Source organism: Paenibacillus sp. SAFN-117 (assembly GCF_051966115.1).
Lineage (GTDB): Bacteria > Bacillota > Bacilli > Paenibacillales > NBRC-103111 > Paenibacillus_L > Paenibacillus_L residui.
In genome coordinates this window covers 13483-31489 of record NZ_JBQCLK010000036.1, presented here as the reverse complement: position 1 = coordinate 31489, position 18007 = coordinate 13483, and the positions used below count along the sequence as shown (strand labels likewise).

Annotated in this window: 15 protein-coding genes and 1 pseudogene; 13 read left to right on the top strand and 3 right to left on the bottom strand. The window is 50.1% G+C overall.

Going from position 1 to position 18007, the window contains the following annotated elements; genetic code table 11:
• Window positions 1–61: 61 nt before the first annotated feature.
• Both ACTHRH_RS20535 and ACTHRH_RS20530 read right to left on the bottom strand, forming a co-directional pair.
• Window positions 62–1408, bottom strand: a complete 1347-nt coding sequence (locus tag ACTHRH_RS20535) for a hypothetical protein (RefSeq protein ID WP_379286146.1) — start codon at window positions 1406–1408, stop codon at window positions 62–64.
• Between the two features lie 109 nt (window positions 1409–1517).
• Window positions 1518–2054, bottom strand: coding sequence for an FxLYD domain-containing protein (locus ACTHRH_RS20530; RefSeq protein WP_144939369.1), 537 nt, complete (start codon window positions 2052–2054; stop codon window positions 1518–1520).
• A 305-nt stretch (window positions 2055–2359) separates the two neighbouring features.
• On the opposite strand from ACTHRH_RS20530, the gene ACTHRH_RS20525 reads away from it, so the two are divergent.
• The 7 genes and pseudogenes from ACTHRH_RS20525 to ACTHRH_RS20495 all read left to right on the top strand — a co-directional run bounded on the left by ACTHRH_RS20525 (window position 2360) and on the right by ACTHRH_RS20495 (window position 9026).
• On the top strand, window positions 2360–3322 hold the full coding sequence (locus ACTHRH_RS20525) for an AAA family ATPase (protein ID WP_379286143.1): 963 nt from the start codon (window positions 2360–2362) through the stop codon (window positions 3320–3322).
• Window positions 3323–3325: 3 nt separating this feature from the next.
• Window positions 3326–4429: a DUF58 domain-containing protein gene (locus ACTHRH_RS20520; protein ID WP_379286141.1), complete on the top strand. Its 1104-nt coding sequence runs from the start codon at window positions 3326–3328 to the stop codon at window positions 4427–4429.
• 1 nt (window position 4430) lies between these two features.
• Window positions 4431–5753: a DUF4129 domain-containing protein gene (locus ACTHRH_RS20515; RefSeq protein WP_440417461.1), complete on the top strand. Its 1323-nt coding sequence runs from the start codon at window positions 4431–4433 to the stop codon at window positions 5751–5753.
• A gap of 335 nt (window positions 5754–6088) precedes the next feature.
• On the top strand, window positions 6089–7531 hold the full coding sequence (locus ACTHRH_RS20510; RefSeq protein ID WP_379286139.1) for an MATE family efflux transporter: 1443 nt from the start codon (window positions 6089–6091) through the stop codon (window positions 7529–7531).
• Window positions 7532–7610: 79 nt separating this feature from the next.
• Entirely contained in the window at window positions 7611–7913 is a 303-nt protein-coding gene (locus ACTHRH_RS20505) for a hypothetical protein (protein WP_144939380.1), read from the top strand.
• Window positions 7914–8039: 126 nt separating this feature from the next.
• Window positions 8040–8228, top strand: a pseudogene (locus ACTHRH_RS20500) (NADPH-dependent oxidoreductase); the annotation flags it as partial.
• Between the two features lie 228 nt (window positions 8229–8456).
• Window positions 8457–9026: a DNA-3-methyladenine glycosylase I gene (locus tag ACTHRH_RS20495; protein ID WP_440417435.1), complete on the top strand. Its 570-nt coding sequence runs from the start codon at window positions 8457–8459 to the stop codon at window positions 9024–9026.
• A gap of 227 nt (window positions 9027–9253) precedes the next feature.
• Here the strand turns inward: ACTHRH_RS20495 and ACTHRH_RS20490 are convergent, their stop codons facing one another.
• On the bottom strand, window positions 9254–9571 hold the full coding sequence (locus ACTHRH_RS20490; RefSeq protein ID WP_440417433.1) for a hypothetical protein: 318 nt from the start codon (window positions 9569–9571) through the stop codon (window positions 9254–9256).
• A gap of 170 nt (window positions 9572–9741) precedes the next feature.
• On the opposite strand from ACTHRH_RS20490, the gene ACTHRH_RS20485 reads away from it, so the two are divergent.
• The 6 genes from ACTHRH_RS20485 (at window position 9742) to ACTHRH_RS20460 (ending at window position 17948) form a co-directional block, all read left to right on the top strand.
• Window positions 9742–10458 carry a response regulator transcription factor gene (locus tag ACTHRH_RS20485; RefSeq protein WP_440417431.1) on the top strand — a complete coding sequence of 239 codons (717 nt, stop codon included), beginning with the start codon at window positions 9742–9744 and terminating at the stop codon, window positions 10456–10458.
• Complete coding sequence (locus ACTHRH_RS20480) at window positions 10451–11554, top strand: sensor histidine kinase (RefSeq protein WP_440417429.1); 1104 nt, start codon at window positions 10451–10453, stop codon at window positions 11552–11554. The genes ACTHRH_RS20485 and ACTHRH_RS20480 overlap by 8 nt, the downstream gene beginning before the upstream one ends.
• Window positions 11555–11656: 102 nt before the next feature.
• Complete coding sequence (locus ACTHRH_RS20475) at window positions 11657–12436, top strand: ABC transporter ATP-binding protein (protein ID WP_144939391.1); 780 nt, start codon at window positions 11657–11659, stop codon at window positions 12434–12436.
• Window positions 12411–14336 (top strand): FtsX-like permease family protein, encoded by a 1926-nt coding sequence (locus tag ACTHRH_RS20470; RefSeq protein WP_144939393.1) that lies wholly within the window; start codon window positions 12411–12413, stop codon window positions 14334–14336. The genes ACTHRH_RS20475 and ACTHRH_RS20470 overlap by 26 nt, the downstream gene beginning before the upstream one ends.
• A gap of 161 nt (window positions 14337–14497) precedes the next feature.
• A complete protein-coding gene (locus ACTHRH_RS20465) occupies window positions 14498–16282 on the top strand; it encodes a sensor histidine kinase (RefSeq protein WP_440417426.1) in 1785 nt (594 codons plus the stop codon).
• Window positions 16272–17948, top strand: a complete 1677-nt coding sequence (locus ACTHRH_RS20460) for a response regulator (protein ID WP_440417424.1) — start codon at window positions 16272–16274, stop codon at window positions 17946–17948. Before ACTHRH_RS20465 ends, ACTHRH_RS20460 begins: the two co-directional genes overlap by 11 nt.
• The last annotated feature ends 59 nt before the right edge of the window (window positions 17949–18007 follow it).

Sequence of the window (18007 nt, the reverse complement as noted above, 5' to 3'; positions counted from 1 at the left end):
GGCGCATGCAGAGCATGCGCCTCTCTATTTACTACATAGGAATCTTTAAGCTCTTACAGCATCAGGAAGGATTGTCATGATGCTTCAAAGGGCGTTTCTTCCGCAAGATCAAGAGAACAGGATATAGGACGATGCTGAGCAGAACCGAAACAAAGTACGCGGTCAGCAAGCTCTCGAAGAAAACCTCGGTTTCTTTAGCCCCCGTCTCCGTTACGAACATCATGGTCACGAACAGGATGACGAAGGACAGCAGAATAAGCAGGAGAGCCTTCCAGATCGTCGCTTTCCTCAGGAGATAGACGGAACCCGCATAAGCCGGAAGGTATACGGCCAAGCCGATCCACCAGTTGCCCGTGGAGATTATTCCGCGGTCAGCCGCTCCATACAGCAAAGCCAGCCCGAGTGCCAGCAGAATATAAGGAAGCCAGAACGGGATCGCGGCCTTGGTTTTGGCTTCCTTCAGCTTTACCTCCCTTTGCCGGTTAGCCTGCTCGCGTGAGGCCGCAGTCGCCAATTGCTCAAAACGGAGGTGGAAATCCGCGGGCCTGCCGACTCCCGTCCACCCCCTGGCTTGATGATGGGTGCCTTGGGCTCCGGTATAACGGCCGGGACCCTCCATATGCCGTGCATCGCCTCTGCCGCCAGCCCCCTCATCGGTTTCGACCATGCTGCCTTGTTGGCCTATGCCGCCGGATGGATCAACGGCCCCGTCTGCCGATTTATTGGCCGCATCCTCGTCTCCGAAGTCCGACAGAGGCCACTCTTCCCTTTCCTTGCCGTAAACCTCCAGCAGTTGTTCGTCGGGAAGAATATCCAAGGGATGAATACAGATCCGAATCGGAATACCGTTCTTGCCGGTTTCCTTCAGCCATTGATTGATGCTGTGGTCATCTTTGAAATAGATCCGGGCCAGCTTCCTTTCGCCCGCCTCCCGATATATAAAGAACAGGACGGGAAAGATATGGGCGTAAGGCTGTTTCTCGAAAAAGCCCGACTTTCTATACGCATAGTGGTATTTTGCAATAAATTTCGAGCCCACGGCTTCTTCCACCTTGGAGAAGGGAACGAACGCGCTCTTTTTGCTTTTCAACTTCTTATCATATTGCTCGAACTCGAACCCGTCCTCGAACAACCGATAGCGGTCCAGGTGGTCATTTTCCCATATTCTTTGACGTCCTGCTCTCACGGCTGCCCAGATGAGATATCCTCCGAGCGGCAGTCCGGCGATAAAGCAAATGACGGCCCAGACTGTGCTAAATTGAACAAGATAGAAAGGCAGGGCAACCAAGCCTAAGCCTAACGCCAACAGGAAGAACAGAGCTTCGAAGGTAAGAATCCAATAGAAGGGCTGCATTTTTACTTCCTGACGTTCGTAGAGCACAGGTTTATCCGTATTCCATGTTTCCATAAGTCATCCCCTCTCTTAGCAAGCTGCGAATATCTTTTATATCACATAAATCTTTAAGTTCGTTGAAAGTATACGGGGTTTACTTCTATATAAGTTTGGATTCTGCTGCTTAGCTCGCTGTCTTGTAGGTCATCCACCGGTATCGGAATTGTTCGATTTTATCATCCGTATAAATGCGTTTCAGCTTCCTGCGTTCACCCGGCTTCAGATCGGTAACCTCGATAGTTTCCGAGATGACCTTGTTGCCGTCCTTGTTGTACAGCATCAGGTTAAGCTTGCCGCTGGCCAAGTGCTGCTGACTATAGTTACCGACATAAACTTCGCTGATATAATCGCCATCATCATTCCCGGAGCTGACGGCTATCACCAATTGATCGGCGGTGGAGAGCTTCGACTTTTGCTGTTGAATGGTTTCGAATTGGCGGTCCAGAATTTCATTCATATGCTGCTCTGCGGAGAAGCTCTCATATTGAATCACACCGTTTACAAATACCGTAATGGCATAGAAGGACAAGAAAGCTTTCAAGGTTCCCGAAAGAATGGTCTTCCGGTCATATTTGCCGAGAATGAGCGAGACTGCCGCAACGACAGTGAGCACTAATGCAATGGAAGCCCAGGGAGTAATAAAAATCGATGTAATATTCACGCGAACAACCACCTCCGATTACCTCAAGAAATAGGGCACAACACCTTGTAAATCATAAACGGTCCCGAGCGAAAAGAAAACCATCTGCCTGAAAAATAGGGCGAATGTCGCAGGGATGAAGCAGGAGTCTGCTTATACCGCATTTAGATTATCATATACGGGGATGGCCGGTGGATCGTTTCATTTTCGGAGCGAAGTTTATCGGAAAGCATTTTTTATTGAAAACAGATGGGAAACTTCCGTCATCCAAGGTATAGTAGAATAAGATGGAAGCATAAACATTTACAGGATAGGCGGTGGGAACAATGGATTTTGAACAGATCAGAACGTTGGCGGACAGAATCAGGCATAACGTTCACCAGGTGATTGTCGGTAAGGATGAAGTTGTGGATTTGCTGCTGGTTGCGCTTGTCTCTTCCGGCCATGTCCTGCTGGAGGACGTTCCGGGAACCGGGAAGACACTGCTGGCCAAGGCGATGGCCAAATCATTGGGATGCACCTTCAGAAGAATTCAGTTTACCCCTGATCTTCTGCCTTCCGATTTGAGCGGAATTAATTATTACAATCAGAAAACGGGTGACTTCGAGTTTAGAGAGGGTCCCATTTTCTCGCAAATTGTCCTGGCCGACGAGATTAACCGCGCTACTCCGCGAACCCAATCCAGCTTGCTGGAATGTATGGAGGAACGGCAGATTACGGTGGATGGCGAGACACGCCGCCTGGACCGGCCGTTCCTGGTTATCGCTACGCAGAATCCGGTCGAGAATCAGGGGACTTTTCCATTGCCGGAGGCCCAGTTGGACCGTTTCCTGATCAAAGTTAAGATGGGATATCCGACATCGGAGGAAGCGGTCGATATTCTCAAACGGTTTAAGGAAGAAAATCCGCTCGACCGGATCGAAGCCGTCGCATCTGCCCGGGATATCGTAGCGGCGCAGGACCGGTATTCGCAGATCAAGGTAAGCGAAGATATATTGCGATATATGATTGCCATCGTTGAGAAAACGAGAGCGCATAGCGAGGTGGCCATGGGCGTCAGTCCGCGGGGAAGCCAAGCTTTATTGAAAGCGGTTCAAGTTTACGCAATCCTGCAAGGAAGAGACTATGTCACTCCCGATGATGTGAAGGCGATGGCCAAGCCGGTGCTGGCTCATCGAATCCTGTTGAGGAACGCCATGCGATACAAGGATCGGATGGACGAGCAGGTGATCGATAAAATATTGGGAGAGACCGAGACTCCCTCCGAAGAGTCATTGCTTAAGAGGTAAGAAATGGGCATACACTGGATTTTATTTGTCAGTTTTATTGTCGTACTTGCCCAGAGCTTTCTATATAAAAGAAAAGCTCTCAAGCATCTGTCCGTCGGGCGAAGCTTCAACAAGGCTGCCGTCTTCGAAGGGGAGGAGGTCCAGCTGGTGGAGAGGATCGCCAACCGCAAGTGGCTGCCTGTTCCCTGGTTGAAGCTGGAGTCGCTGATCCATGCCAATCTGCAGTTTCAGAAGCAGTATAATCTGAATATCAGCGGGGGCCAGATGTTCCAGAATCACTCCAGTCTGTTCAGCTTGATGCCCTACACCCAGATCACCCGCCGGCATTATATCCGCTGCATGAAGAGAGGGGCCTATTCGCTGGATACCGCCACCCTCACTTGCGGAGATCTGCTCGGAATGCAGTCGGTCTTCAAGACCGTCCCCGTTTCGGCCCAGCTGCTGGTCTACCCGAAGACCGTCCCTATGGAAGAGATTCCCCTTCCTTACCGCAGCTGGCAGGGAGACTTGCTCGTACGCCGCTGGATCATGGAGGACCCGTTCATGATCAATGGCGTCCGGGAATACCGCTATGGGGATTCCATGAAGGATGTGAACTGGAAGGCAACGGCCCGGGTCGGCACGCTCCAGGTTCATAACCGGGGGTTTACGGCCGATCACCGGTTGATGATCTGCGTTAATTTCGAAGTGTCTGAGGAAATGTGGAACGCAGTCACCGACCCCGAATTGATCGAACGGGGAATCTCCTATGCGGCGACCTTGGCGGAGGATGGTATCCGGCAAGGGATGGAGGTCGGGTTCGGATGCAACGGTTATACCGTCGATCAGCCGAATGAGGCCGTGCGCATCGAGCCGGTCAGCGGACAAGAGCATCTGACGCTGCTCTATGAGACCATGGCCAAGCTGGTTATAGAGTGCAGCTGCGAGATGTCGGCGTTCCTCGAGGCGGAAGCCTGGAACGGAAACCAGAACACAGTCTATCTGTTAATCACACCTTATGTAAGCGCTAAAATGCAGGATAAAATCCATCGGTTGGAATCAAACGGAAACAGGGTGGAAATCATCCCGCTGAACCGCAGTGAAGGGGGGGAACAGGCCAGTGCGTAGAATGATCCTATCGTTAAAGGGATGGATGCATGGCTGCATCGAGATGCTGTTGTTTATGCCGTTAGCCATTCTGCCCGGCATTTTCCTCTCCCTAGAAGGCAAGCTTCCGCTATGGCTTGTTCTGCTGGCGGTATTCTATCTGGCGGGTACTACCTCGATTGTCCTTCTCCGGATAACGAGGAGGTTTTGGCTGCTGCTGTATGCTCTGGCTGTTACCGGGCTGATTTCCATAGCCGTCTATGGCAACGAATTGGCCGGCTGGGTAACCTGGGCCATCGGCTTGCTCGCCTTCTATAGGGGGGCGTATATGGCCTTCCGGAATGCGGTCGATGTTTACCCGGAGATGTTCTACTGGCTCGGGCCGATTATTTATTTCGTCACCTCCATCTTTTACTTCAAGCTGGAGAGGCTGACCCCTTATATTCCTTTGATGTTCTGGCTAGGACTGGCCTCCCTGGTCGTCAGCATGCTCATGTCCAACCACGTTCATCTGCAATGGGCGGCACTGTCCCGCAACAAGAATCAGAAGGCGGAAGAAGAGCAGAAGCTGGGGGCGGGCCTTCTGTGGCAGAATCGCTTCCTTCTTCTCTTCCTGTTGGTTCTGATCATGCTTGTCAGTCTCTGGAAGCAGATGAAGGACGGCATTGCCTGGCTGTATGCACGGCTGATCGGCTGGCTTAGCACGTTGTTCTCCTCCGAAGAAGCCGAGCTTCCGCCGCCTGAGTCTCCCTCGGCTCCAAACCTGTCCGCGCCTCCCGGGCTCGAGAGGGGAGAGCCGTCCGCATTCTTCGTTTGGCTGGAGAAGGCGGCCTTGTTCGTCTTTTACATCGTTATACTGCTTGCTTCCCTGGCGCTTCTTTATTGGCTCGCCAAGAAATCGGCCGCTGCTGCCCGCTGGCTTAACCGGTGGCTGGCCGCGAGAATGAACAGGCAGGGCCTGGATTTATCCGAGAGCAGCGGGTATACCGATGAGGAGGAGAAGCTGGAGGGCGGGCTCGGTCATTGGCGCAGAAGCACCGCAGACCGTCTTCAAGCCTGGTTCGAGCAATGGCGAAACCGGGAGCCGAAGTGGGAAGCCTTGCGCAGCGATCGGGATAAGGCCCGCTATCTGTATCGGCATTATATCTGGAAGCAGGTGGAGCAAGGGCGCCCCTTCGACGCGTCATGGACTCCCAAGGAGGCTATGCGTGAATGGAGCGGGAAGGGGATCACCGACGGCGATTCCATCGAGCCGCTTATAGAAGCTTATGAGCAGGCAAGATACGGGGAGCAGGAACCGAATGGCGATCTGGAACGGCTCAAGCAGCGGCTTAGAATCAAGTGAGCCCCGCATAATTAAGAAAAGGGCGGATTCTCTCTATCTATCATCCAAGCTATCGGAACGGAATAGCATAAATTATTATTAAGAGAATCTCCTCTCTCTCTGCCAACTTCATTTACAAGAAAAGCCGGGCCTTGGGGGTTCGGCTTTTCTCGCCATTTGCACGAAGGGGAACGGCAGAGCACCGAACCTACCGCAAAATGGCTGATTCTTCCTGAAACTCAGTGAATTTATGGAACATTTGGAGGAATTGGGGTTCAGGCAACTGCTGGCTGCGAATGCGTTATCAGGCGGGGTCTAGTATAATATAGGAAAAATGCCAAGTTGCAGAAGCGAAGGTGAACGAAATTAAGGGAGAGCTAGCGAGTCCTAACCCGGAACCAGGCAAGAGGAAAGCTCGTCCTGATGCCGGTCAGTTGTCGGACTCCTTTACCGAAGTCGATATTGATGACCGAAAAGCCGTCCGAAAGCGCATTCTTCAATTAGCCGGACCGTCCCTCGTAGAGATGCTGCTGCTTAATATGGTGCAGATGTTGAATATGATCATGGTAGGGCGGGTAGGAGCGGAGGCTGTGGCTGCGGTCGGGCTGACGAATCAGCCCTTTTTTCTTCTGTTGGCCCTATTTATGACCTTGAACGTAGGGACTACGGTCATTGTGGCCCGTTCCATCGGCTCGGGCGATGTGGAAGAAGCCAATCGTGCCGCAGGCCAGGCCTTCCTGTTGAACATCATCCTTGCCGTAGTCGTCATTCTGTTCAGCTATATATATGCCGAAGATATGCTCATATTAATGGGTGCCTCCCCCGAAGTGCTGGTGGAAGGGGTGGCGTACGCCAAGATTATTTTCCTGTCAATCGGATTCACGACGGTCTCCATGAGCTTGTCGGCCATATTACGGGGTTCGGGCAATACGAAGACCCCTATGAAAATCAATGTCTTGTCCAATGCACTGGTCGTCCTTATCGGCTTTCCGCTGATCTATGGACTGTTTGGTTTCCCGCGGCTTGGGGTGGTAGGAGCGGCGATTTCTACAATGATAGCTAACTTTACCGCTATGACCTGGGTTGTGTATGTTCTGTTCAGCGGTCAATCGACCGTCCGGCTGACGTTAAAATCGATCTTCCGCTTCGATGTCGGACTGATTCGGAAAATATTAAAAATCGGGCTGCCCGCAGCCGGCGAACAATTCGCCATGCGCGGGGGCCAGCTTATTTTCAGCAAGGTCGTCGCCGGATTGGGGACGGTCACCTTTGCCGCCAATCAGATTGCTTTCAGCATTCTCGGACTGACGTTTATGCCCGGAATGGCCTTCGCGCTCGTAGCCACTACGATGGTAGGCCAATCGCTCGGAGCAGGCAAGCCGGAGCTGGCGGATAAATTCGGCTGGGAGATCCGTAAGCTGGGGGTCATCGTGGCCGCTTCGCTGGGCGTGGTCTTTATTCTGTTCGCTCCATACATTATGATGCCGTATACGAATGACCCGGAGATTATCAAGCAGGGGAGCATAGCCCTGAGAGTGGTCGGTTTTGTTCAGGTCTCCCAAGCGACTCAGTTTATATTGGCGGGGGCGCTGCGCGGAGCCGGGGATACGAAGTTTCCTCTATATTCCACTTTCATCGGAGTATGGGGCTTCCGTGTCATTCTCAGCCTGCTGTTCGTGCTATGGTTTGAATGGGGAATACTGGGGGCTTGGCTGGGAATTGCGGCGGATCAGATCATCCGGTCTGTTCTCATCTACCGGCGGTATAAGGGCGGAAAGTGGAAAACGATGAACATGTAGCCCGATTTGCCTGAAACGTATAGCTTGCTGTCACGTAAAATATAATATAGTCGAATAAGTTGTGAGGAGGAAAAGAACTATGAACCGGGATACTGCGCGTTTGCTGGGTGCGATTCAAATAATAATCGAGATTGCTATCATTATCGGATTTGTGTTCGCCCTTATTCCGTTTTTGTATTTATGGTCGTCCGGTTGGGTATTTCCGCTTGTCATTATCAGCTTCATCTTTTCTTTGTTCCTGAAGAACGATACGATGTTCTCGACAGGGCTGAATATTTTGATGGCGGTTCTCAGCTTTATTCCCATTGTCGGTTATCTGTTTCGTATTGTTGCGATTATAGTTTCGTTATACAATATCTCCAAGATTAGAAGGGCTATGTAGTTTAGCGATGAGCGAGATGGGCAGCCCGGCGATCAACGTGAGACAAGATCTGGATATATAATGAGGACAGCTTGTACTGCCGACGAAATGACTTTTGTCGGCAGTTTTTTTGGGGGAAAAAGATAAGAAAGAGGGCGCGGAATTCTGGCAGAATTACAAGTGGCAGATGTTCGCACACACCCCGCGTTAAATTTATTTACCGATTTCGAGCAATATACGATTTTTAAGCCTGCAGAATTACACATTCCACATGTGAACGAAATGCTGAATCAGGTGATTAGCTGGTCTGCCGCATTAAAATCGGTTCGCAGCTAATGGATCACGATTCGTTATAGAAAGTAACCGGAATCCGGTGGCCAAAATGGTTCCGATCATCCGTATGATGGTCGGAACCATTTTTTAATAGGTTATTTCTATTCTAAAAAGGCACATTAGTAGTTCGTAGCGTTCGTGTTTCAGTTTGCCATGCCATGTTCTAAAAATCAATGTTTGGAACAGGTAATTTCGAAAGGTATAATAATTGATAAAAGCACGGAGGCGCTCATGATGAAAAGATGTGCTTGGACTACGGACGACCCGCTGTATATCCAATACCATGACAGTGAGTGGGGAGTTCCCGTTCATGATGACCGCAAGCTGTTTGAAATGCTGCTTCTGGAAGGAATGCAGGCCGGCCTTAGCTGGCTGACAATATTGAAGAAGAGGGAAAACTTTCGCCAGGCTCTGGACGGGTTCAACCCGGAGCGGATAGCCGAATACGGGCAGGCGGATATAGAAAGACTGCTGAATAACCCGGGCATCGTCCGCAACCGATTGAAGCTGGAGGCGACCACTGCCAACGCTCGGGCATTTCTTAAGGTACAGGAGGAATTTGGCAGCTTCGACCGGTATATTTGGGGTTTTGTCGGCGGAGAACCAATCATTAACCATTGGAACGCCATACAGGAGGTCCCTGCCTCTACGGCAGAGTCCGACAGAATGAGCAAAGACTTGAAAAGCCGGGGCTTCAAATTCGTGGGGAGCACTATTTGCTATGCCTATATGCAGGCCGCCGGCATGGTCAATGACCATACAGCGGATTGCTTTCTGTATGCAGGCCGAGCCGGCCGGTAAATCTACAACGGATATATAGGATAGATGGTTGTATGAAAGACAAGCCTCCAAGTTCCCGCCATTGAAGAAGCGGCGGGAATATGGGGCAAGTGCTCGGTTTCACGGCCGGCTCCATGCGTCGCAGATGATAGAGACTGCGAGATTAAGCGGAATACGGCTGCTGCGTCCGAGCGATTTCCTGGGTAGGAAACGCTCCAACGTCTGCGCCAATGAGCATTGGAGAAGCTCTAACGCATTTGCTTCGGCTGCTCTGTCCGCTCAGAGGCCTCGGACAGATCCTGCTTCGCCTGTTCAAGCTGCTCCAGAACTTGAACGGTCTGCTGCTCCTGGGATTCGTTCGCTTCGGCCCGCAGTCTTTCCTCGGCATCGTATACTGCGCGGTTAGCCTGGCCAACGATCTGGCGGGCCCGCTGCATTTGCTGAGGATCAGAGCTGGCCATAGCCTGTTCTACCGCCTGCTCTGCGTCCTGAGAGCTATTAAGGGCATGATGAGCGTTTTGAATGGCGTTTTCCAGCGATTGCTGATGCTGTTTTTGTTGAGTCAACGTAGGTTCTCCTTTCCTAGGCATCGGGAATAATGAGATCCGGGTGGACGGATCTGTTGTCATTAGCATGCGCAGGCCAAGGAAATTCCATCCATGGGCTCGCGTTACGAAGAAGTCGCGTTTTGCAGCGGTCCCAAGCAATGGGTGTGACCTACACGGAGGGGATAAATGTGTATCGGATTATGATTGTGGAAGATGATGACAAAATCGCTGAAATATTGAGCGGTTATATTCGCAAATATAATTATGAGGTGGTTCGTGCCACCCGTTTCGACGATATTAGGAATGAGTTTGTCGAGAACCGTCCTCATTTGGTTCTGTTGGATATCAACCTGCCTCAATACGACGGATTTTATTGGTGCAGGCAGATTCGCACGATATCCAATGTCCCGATTATTTTCATCTCGGCCCGCGTCGGGGAGATGGATCAAGTTATGGCCATAGAGAACGGGGGAGATGATTATTTAACCAAGCCGTTCAACCTGGATGTCGTAGTGGCCAAAATTAAAGGAGCGCTCCGCAGGGCGTATGGCGAATATGCCTCAGTGTCTGCGGGCTCCGGCGATTTGTATGAAGTTTACGGATTGGGTCTGGACAGGTCCAAGAACCAAGTTCTGTGGAACGGCGGCAAAATCATCTTAAGCCATAATGAATTCAGGCTCTTAAATTGCCTTATTCAGCAGGTCGGCCAAATTATTACCCGCGAAGAGCTGCTGGAGGAATTATGGGATGATGCCGATTTCGTCGATGACAATACTTTGACGGTAAACGTGACCCGGGTGCGCAAGAAGCTGGAGGAGCTGGGCATTAAGGGTGCCATTGAGACGGTGCGGGGACAAGGATACCGGTTGGAGCCGGTATGGAAGAGGGAGTCGGCAGATGCTTAAATCCTTTCTCAAAGACCGCTTGATGTACATGTTTGTTTATTTAATCAACGTGGTTCTCATCGTGCTGGTTGTTTATTTAAGCTATTCGCATGAAGGAGTTCTGCTCCCCTGGGGCAATCTATTCTACATTTTTATTTTATCACTGGCCGGATTGACCTGCTTTCTGTTCATCGATTATGTGCGTCAGCGAACCTTCTATCGCCAATTGGCTCTTATATCGGAAGACGGGATTAAACCAGACCAGATCCTGAGCCTCGAGTCTGCGGTGACACAGGAGCAGTTGCGTGTGCAGGAATTGCTGCATACCTGTTACAGGCTCTATGCCAAAGAGCTTCATGAGTACCGTGCTAAGCAGGAACACCACCTGAACTTCACCAATCAATGGGTTCATCAAATGAAAACCCCGGTCTCGGTCATCGATCTGTTGGTCCAGCAAGCGTCTAAAGATGACCCTTCCGGCCAATGGAAGCCGCTCTTTCAAAGCATCAGGGAGGAAACGGATCGGCTGAGCCATGGGTTAAGCATGATGCTCCACACGGCCAGGCTGGAGAAATTCGAACTGGATTTGAAGGCGGATCGGATAGAGCTCGTTTCTTTGGTAAGAGGGGTTATTAACGAATATAAATCGGTATGGATCGCTCGTTCCCTCTACCCTAAGTTAACTGCGGAGAAACAGGAGGTTTATGTAGAGACGGACCGCAAGTGGATGGAGTTCATCCTTCGCCAGATTCTGACCAACGCGATTAAATATTCTGTGGCTAAACGCAAGACAACTTCTTCGCACGATAAGGACAGCGGGGAGATAAAGGCCATGCAATTGAAGATTACGATCGAAGAGAAGGAGAAGGGGTGGAGCCTTGCCATCCAGGACGAAGGGATCGGCATCCCCGAGCAGGATCTTCCGCGCGTATTCGACCCTTTCTTCACCGGGTCCAACGGAAGAACAACGGCAGAGTCTACGGGGATGGGGTTGTTCCTGGCCCAGCAAGTATGCGGAAAGCTCGGACACCGTCTGTCGGTTACCTCTCAGGAAGGCCAGGGAACGACGGTAACCATCCTCTTCCCGAAACCGTCGTCCATGTATGACTTCTCATAGGATGAAGAATGACGGCAAGATATTCCCGCGAACGGAGGTTACCTACAAATTTTAACGGAAGGCCCTCTGTCGGCATCGGAGAAAAAGAACGGAGGAAGCGGAATGACCGTGTTAAAAGCCAATGCGCTGACGAAAATATACGGCTCCCCCAAAAGCAGCATGACTTACAAAGCGCTCGACAACTTCCATTTGGAAATTGCGGAGGGCGAATTCGTGGGGGTCATGGGACCGTCGGGCAGCGGCAAAACCACACTGCTTAATATATTGGCCACGATCGATACTCCTACATCCGGTCATGTAGAAATTAACGGGACGGACCCTTCCCGGCTCAGGAAGAATAAACTGGCCCTGTTTCGGAGAAGGCAGCTCGGATTTGTCTTCCAGGACTTTAATTTGCTGGATACACTATCTATCAAGGAGAACATTATTCTCCCTCTCGTCCTGGACAACACGCCCGTTAAGGTGATGGAAGAACGACTACAGGAGATCGCGGATATTCTCGGCATCCAATCCATCTTGAACAAGCGGACCTTCGAAGTATCCGGAGGGCAGCAGCAGCGGACGGCCATTGCCAGAGCCATGATTCATCGGCCTTCCATTCTGTTTGCCGATGAGTTGACGGGCAATCTGGATTCCAAATCGGCCAACGATGTCATGCTTTCCCTTAAAGAAGTGAATGAACGGCAGAACGCGACAATCATGATGGTGACGCACGATCCGTTCGTCGCAAGCTTCTGCGGGCGAATCATCTTTATCAAGGACGGCAAGCCTTTCTCGGAAATCCGCAGAGGCTCCAACCGACAAGCTTTTTTTCAGCAAATCTTGGACTCGTTGAGCGTATTGGGAGGCACCTTCGATGAAATACCGGCAGCTCGCCATTAAGAACGTTGCCGGGAATTGGCATCAGTATATAGCCTTTTTTCTGAGCAGCGTATTTTCCGTCATGATCTTCTTCATCTATGCCGAGTTTATTTTCCATCCGGGTGTCGTGAACGGAACGATCCGGGCCGCTGACAAGGTCCGCAACGGGCTTATCGCCTGTGAGTATATCATTTTCATCTTCTCGTTTTTTTTCGTGCTGTATTCCAATTCTGCATTTATTAAATCGCGCAAGAAGGAATTCGGCTTGTTCACGCTGCTCGGGATGAACCACTGGCAATTGAAGAGAATGGTCTGGTATGAGAGCTCGATTATCGCGCTTGTTTCCATTGCCGTTGGGATGGCGTTCGGTTCTTTGTTTGCGAAGCTGTTCTTTATGACCTTGGCCGAATTGTTAAAAACCAATGATCCGATTCCGTTCCGGTTTGTTCCCAAGGCGGTAGGGATCACGGCGGGAGGGTTCTTCCTGCTGTTCCAGGTCATTACCTTGTTCAACCTGTTCCGGCTTAGGCGCAGCAAGATTATCGATCTGCTCCAAGCGGCCAAAAAACCGAAGAATGTGCCGGCCTTCTCATGGTTTCTCGTCCTCCTGTCGCTGATATGTCTTGGGACAGGGTACTATCTGGCGTGTATTTCCAACATGTCAAACATTGTCAAAACCTTCTTTGTCGTGCTGTTCCTTGTCATAACAGGAACGTATTTTCTGTATACACAAGGAAGCACGGCCATATTCCGCAAGCTGCAAAGAATGAAATCCGTCTATTACAAGCAAACTCACTTGATCACGATTTCCCAACTCGTCTTCAAGATGAAAGATAATGCCCGGCTGCTATTTGCGGTTTCCATTCTCAGTGCGGTCGTTCTGACCGCATCCGGTACCATCTATGTGTTCTACCATGATTCCCGAAGCCAATTGCTGGAGCGGTATCCACAAACGATAGGATACGAAGAGCAAGGGATGGAAGGCCACCCGGTTATGGACCCGCAGAGAATTAGAGACATTATGCGGCAGGAAAAGGTGCAGATCGAATATGAATTCGAAATGACGGGGGTTATTGTCCCCTTTCAAATTAAATATATAAACACGACGGAAACTTCGGCGCTCATTATACCGGCAAGCAAATATAATGAGCTCGCTGAGCGGAAGTCCTGGAAGCCGGTGAAGGTGAAGGAGGGGCATGCGCTGTTCGTATTTCCGTACCGAAATATATTGGGACATGATTTTTTCGCCAAGGGGGACCTGCTGGAAACATCGATAGGCGAGCATAAGGTGACCTTTGAAATGGATGGGCAGATCAATAAAGGATTAGGGAATACGGGCTATCGGGAAAGATCCTTCCTCATTATTAATGATGAGCATTATAGACAGTTGATGGGCTCCACCCCGGATACTCTCAAAATAAGATATTACGGCTTTGAACTGAAGAACTGGGAGCGGACGAATGATACGGTGAACCGGGTGATCAGAGAAATAGATCAGGAGCAAATGCCGTATTTTACCTCGCGGGTTCAGGATTACTTGGACATGACCCAGGCGAATTCGTTAACGCTGTTTATTGGAATTTTCATAAGCGTGCTGTTTTTTATAGCGGCGGGCAGCATGATATATTTTAAATGGTTCACAGAGCTGCAGGAGGATCAGGCCGTCTACAGGTCCCTGCGAAAGATCGGCATGACGCCGGCGGAATTGAAGAGAGTGGTTACTACCCAGATCGGGCTTGTTTTCTTCATTCCTTTTATGGTCGGTACGGTCCATGCCTGCTTCGCGTTCAAAGCGCTTGGGAATCTGCTTGCCGTCAGTGTCTGGAAGTATGGATTAGTCGTCATCGGCCTGTTCTTCTTTATGCAGTACCTCTATTTTATCCTTACTCGTTATGCATACATGAGGCGTATTTTGAAATAAATCGATACTCGTCCAGGATGCCCCGGAAACCGGGGTGTTCTTTTTTTTCTTCTCCGCGGGGATCGAGCCGGACTGCGATTTCGGCATTTTTTCATTCGGTCTGCGGCCAAGGGTGTTATAATTAAACAAACGCTTTCATTACGAGAAGGAGCGGGACGACCATGAGGCGCATCAACGGATTGCACAGGAGGCCCGGTTCGATAAGAAACAAAATTTTTTTCTCCATTGTTTTCTTCCTTGTCATTCCCTTTCTTATTTCATTCTATTTCATCGATAAACCGCTGGAAAGGATCATCGAGGAGAAAATCGGAAATTCTTCTCAAGATGCCTTATCGCTCATCAATATGAGCATCGAATCCGTTCTGCAGGATATGTTCAAGCTGACCACGGATTTATCCGCGGATCCTGACATTATCCATCTGTTGAAGAATCCCGGAGACTTGAGTGAATATGACCGTCTTGCCATCAAGTACAATATCGTGCAGAAGCTCTCTTATTATAATTTTACGGCTTATGTAGCCATTCTGGATCAGCAGGGAAATTGGCTCAGCACCCGTCATGCAGAAGCGGACAAATATATGGAGCTGATACAGAATGACTGGTATCAAGAATTGATCCGGGAGCCTTCCCGGCTGGTTTGGTTCTACAGCCATAATTATACCTTTGCCGATAACGGTCCTGTCGTCTCTCTGGCCAAGAACGTCTTTGATCCTCTAACCCAGAATCCTGTTGGAGTGCTGTTATTCAGTGTAAGCGAGGCAGATATTAGCAAATATTTGTCCAAGCTGGATGGAGATACTTACATTTTGGATAAGGACGGAGTTGTCCTGTCCAGTCCGAATACCAACGATTTGGGGAAGAGCTTCCGGCAGGAATGGGGTTCGTCCGGAGCCTTGGAGGAGCCGCGAGGCCAGACCATTGCAGAGCACAATGGAAATAAATCGATCATTAACTATTCCACCTTCAATCAAACCGGGTGGAAAATTGTCCAAGCGATTCCATACGATATGGTCTTTAAAGAAATTTTCGACATCCGGCGTGCGAATGTTATTATAACCGCCATTATCTTTATTATTTTCATCCTGATTACCATAACCATCTCTTACAGCATCAGCAAACCGCTTAAATTGTTGGCCAAAAAAATGCTGGCTTTCGAGAATCAGTCGTCAGAGAATGTCTTGATCATGAAAGGGCCGAAAGAAATCTCCCTGTTGGCCGATACTTATAATAAAATGATCCGGCGCATCAATGACTTGCTGAACCGGTTGAAGGAGCAGTATCAGCAGAAGGAAGAGCTTCGGTTTAAAGCGCTTCAAGCTCAGATCAATCCGCACTTTATACTCAATACGCTGAATAACATCAAGTGGATGGCCTATATTCGCAATGACCGCGAAGTAGGAGACATGCTGTCCAATCTCGGAGGAATTATGGAGTCCGCTCTGGGCAGGGAAGAGAATGTGATTTCTCTGAAGGAGGAGCTCGATTATATTCGCAACTACGCTGCCCTTATGAAAATTAAATACAACGAAAAGCTGACTATGGAATATGATGTGCCGGAGGAGCTGCTGTATGCGCAGGTCATCAAATTTATCCTTCAGCCGGTTATTGAGAACAGCCTGCTTCACGGAATCGAGCCTTTAAAGGGGAAAGGTACGATCATGATTCGAGCGGAGCAGGTGGGCGGGCTGATGATCCTCACGGTTACAGATAATGGGGTCGGAATAGATGCGGACAAGCTTATCAGCATGCAGGCCTCTCTGTATGCGGATCCTGAGGACGTCCCTGCAGACAGAATCGGGATCAGGAATGTGCATGACCGGATCAGGCTCCAATACGGGGCCGCCTACGGATTGTCGTTGGAGAGCACACCCCAAGCGGGGACGATAGTGCGCTTATCGCTTCCGTACAGACGAATGGCAGAAGGGAGGGAGCCTCATGCTCAGTAAGGTCATGTTGGTCGATGATGAAATTCTGGTTCGGCTTGGAATTCGCTCGGTAATTGATTGGGAGAAGCATGGTTTTGTTTATGTGGGTGATGCCTCGGACGGGATCGAGGCGCTAGAGGGGATAGAACGGTACCGGCCGGACATTCTTCTCACGGATATTGTCATGCCTAATATGAATGGGCTTGAATTAATTGAAAAGGCCAAGCGGATAGCCCCCGATATGAGAATTATTGTTCTGAGCAGCCATAATGAATACGAATTTTTACGGCAGGCGATGAAGATGGGGGTGGACGATTATCTTCTCAAGGCTTCCATGAAGCCGGAGGAATTGCTTGAACTGCTTCAGGAAACGGCTGGTAAAATCGCCGCAGGCAAGGAGCTGCGGAAAGAGGATGCCTCTCTTCCCCCTACTGAAGCCGACGCCCGTCATAAATTGGAGAAGACGTTCCGATACTGGCTTGAAGGCGCTGCTTCCGCAGACCCGTCAGAATCATCGGCTAATGGGAAGCGGGAGGAAGCTGACCATTGCGGATGGATCTGGCATGGGGAGCATGTGCTCATGCTGCTGCATATTCATCCTCCGTCCCTTAGCTCATCCATCGATGCCGAAGTCTACCAAACCTTGACCAATCTGACAGAATTGGAGTTGAACAAGTGGAAGAAGGGCAGCGTGATTCCATACAATGATCACAGCCTCATTCTGCTGGTTCCATTGTCGGCCGGCGAATCCGGCGAGGCGGAGATCGTGGACTCGATGGGCAAGGATATCATCAGCGCGCTAAAGCGATTTTTGGGGATCTCCGTCACTATTGGCGTCAGTGGTATTTTTGCAGGGCAAGCGGAATTGAAGCAGGCTTATATCCAAGCTTATCAAGCGGTGCAGCAATATTTTCTAGACCATAAAGAAACCGTATACAACTATAGCGCGATGAAGGGGCTACCGGCCGAGGCGGAGCCTCTCTTGACGAAGGAAATCGGGGACGAATTACGCCGGCAGATCGAGCTTCTGGATGAGGAGGGGTTAAAGAGGACGGTCGCGAACCTGTTCAGGCGAATGAGAGAAATCCGCCCTCCGGTTGATTATAACATTCAGGTGTGTCTGGAACTGCTCCATCACATCCATAGCGGTCTGAAAAAATATGATCCGGAAGAGCCGGAGGAGCATGACGCCGAACCGCCTTTATACAAGCAAGTGATCGGACTGCAGAGCGTTCATGAAGCCGAGGAATGGTTCGGGCGGTTCATAGGCCTTCAGTTTGGCCGGGTACGGGAGGCTCTGGGCAGAACTTATCGTGAAGAGATTCGCCATCTCATTCTTAAGATGAAGGAAAGCTACGCCGATAACTGGTCGTTGAGTCAGGCGGCCCGGATGACGAACATGAGCGAAAGCTACTTGAGCTATTTGTTCAAGAAGGAAACTCAGATCGGCTTCACTGCCTACCTGAACCAGATCCGTGTGGAGCAAGCGGCCGAATATTTGCGGGAAACCCAATGGCCCGGTTACCTGATTGCAGAGAAGGTTGGCTACGATAATATTAACTATTTCGGCAGAGTGTTCAAGAAGATGATGGGTGTCAGTCCCCAGCAATACCGGAACCAGCTGCAAAATAAATCGAATGAAGGCTCAAGCTTGGCACGACACGAAGCCATAAACCGCGATATTTGAAAAGAACGCCGTCAGGCGTTTTTTTCTGTAGAGATGCTATTCAATAAATATTGACAATG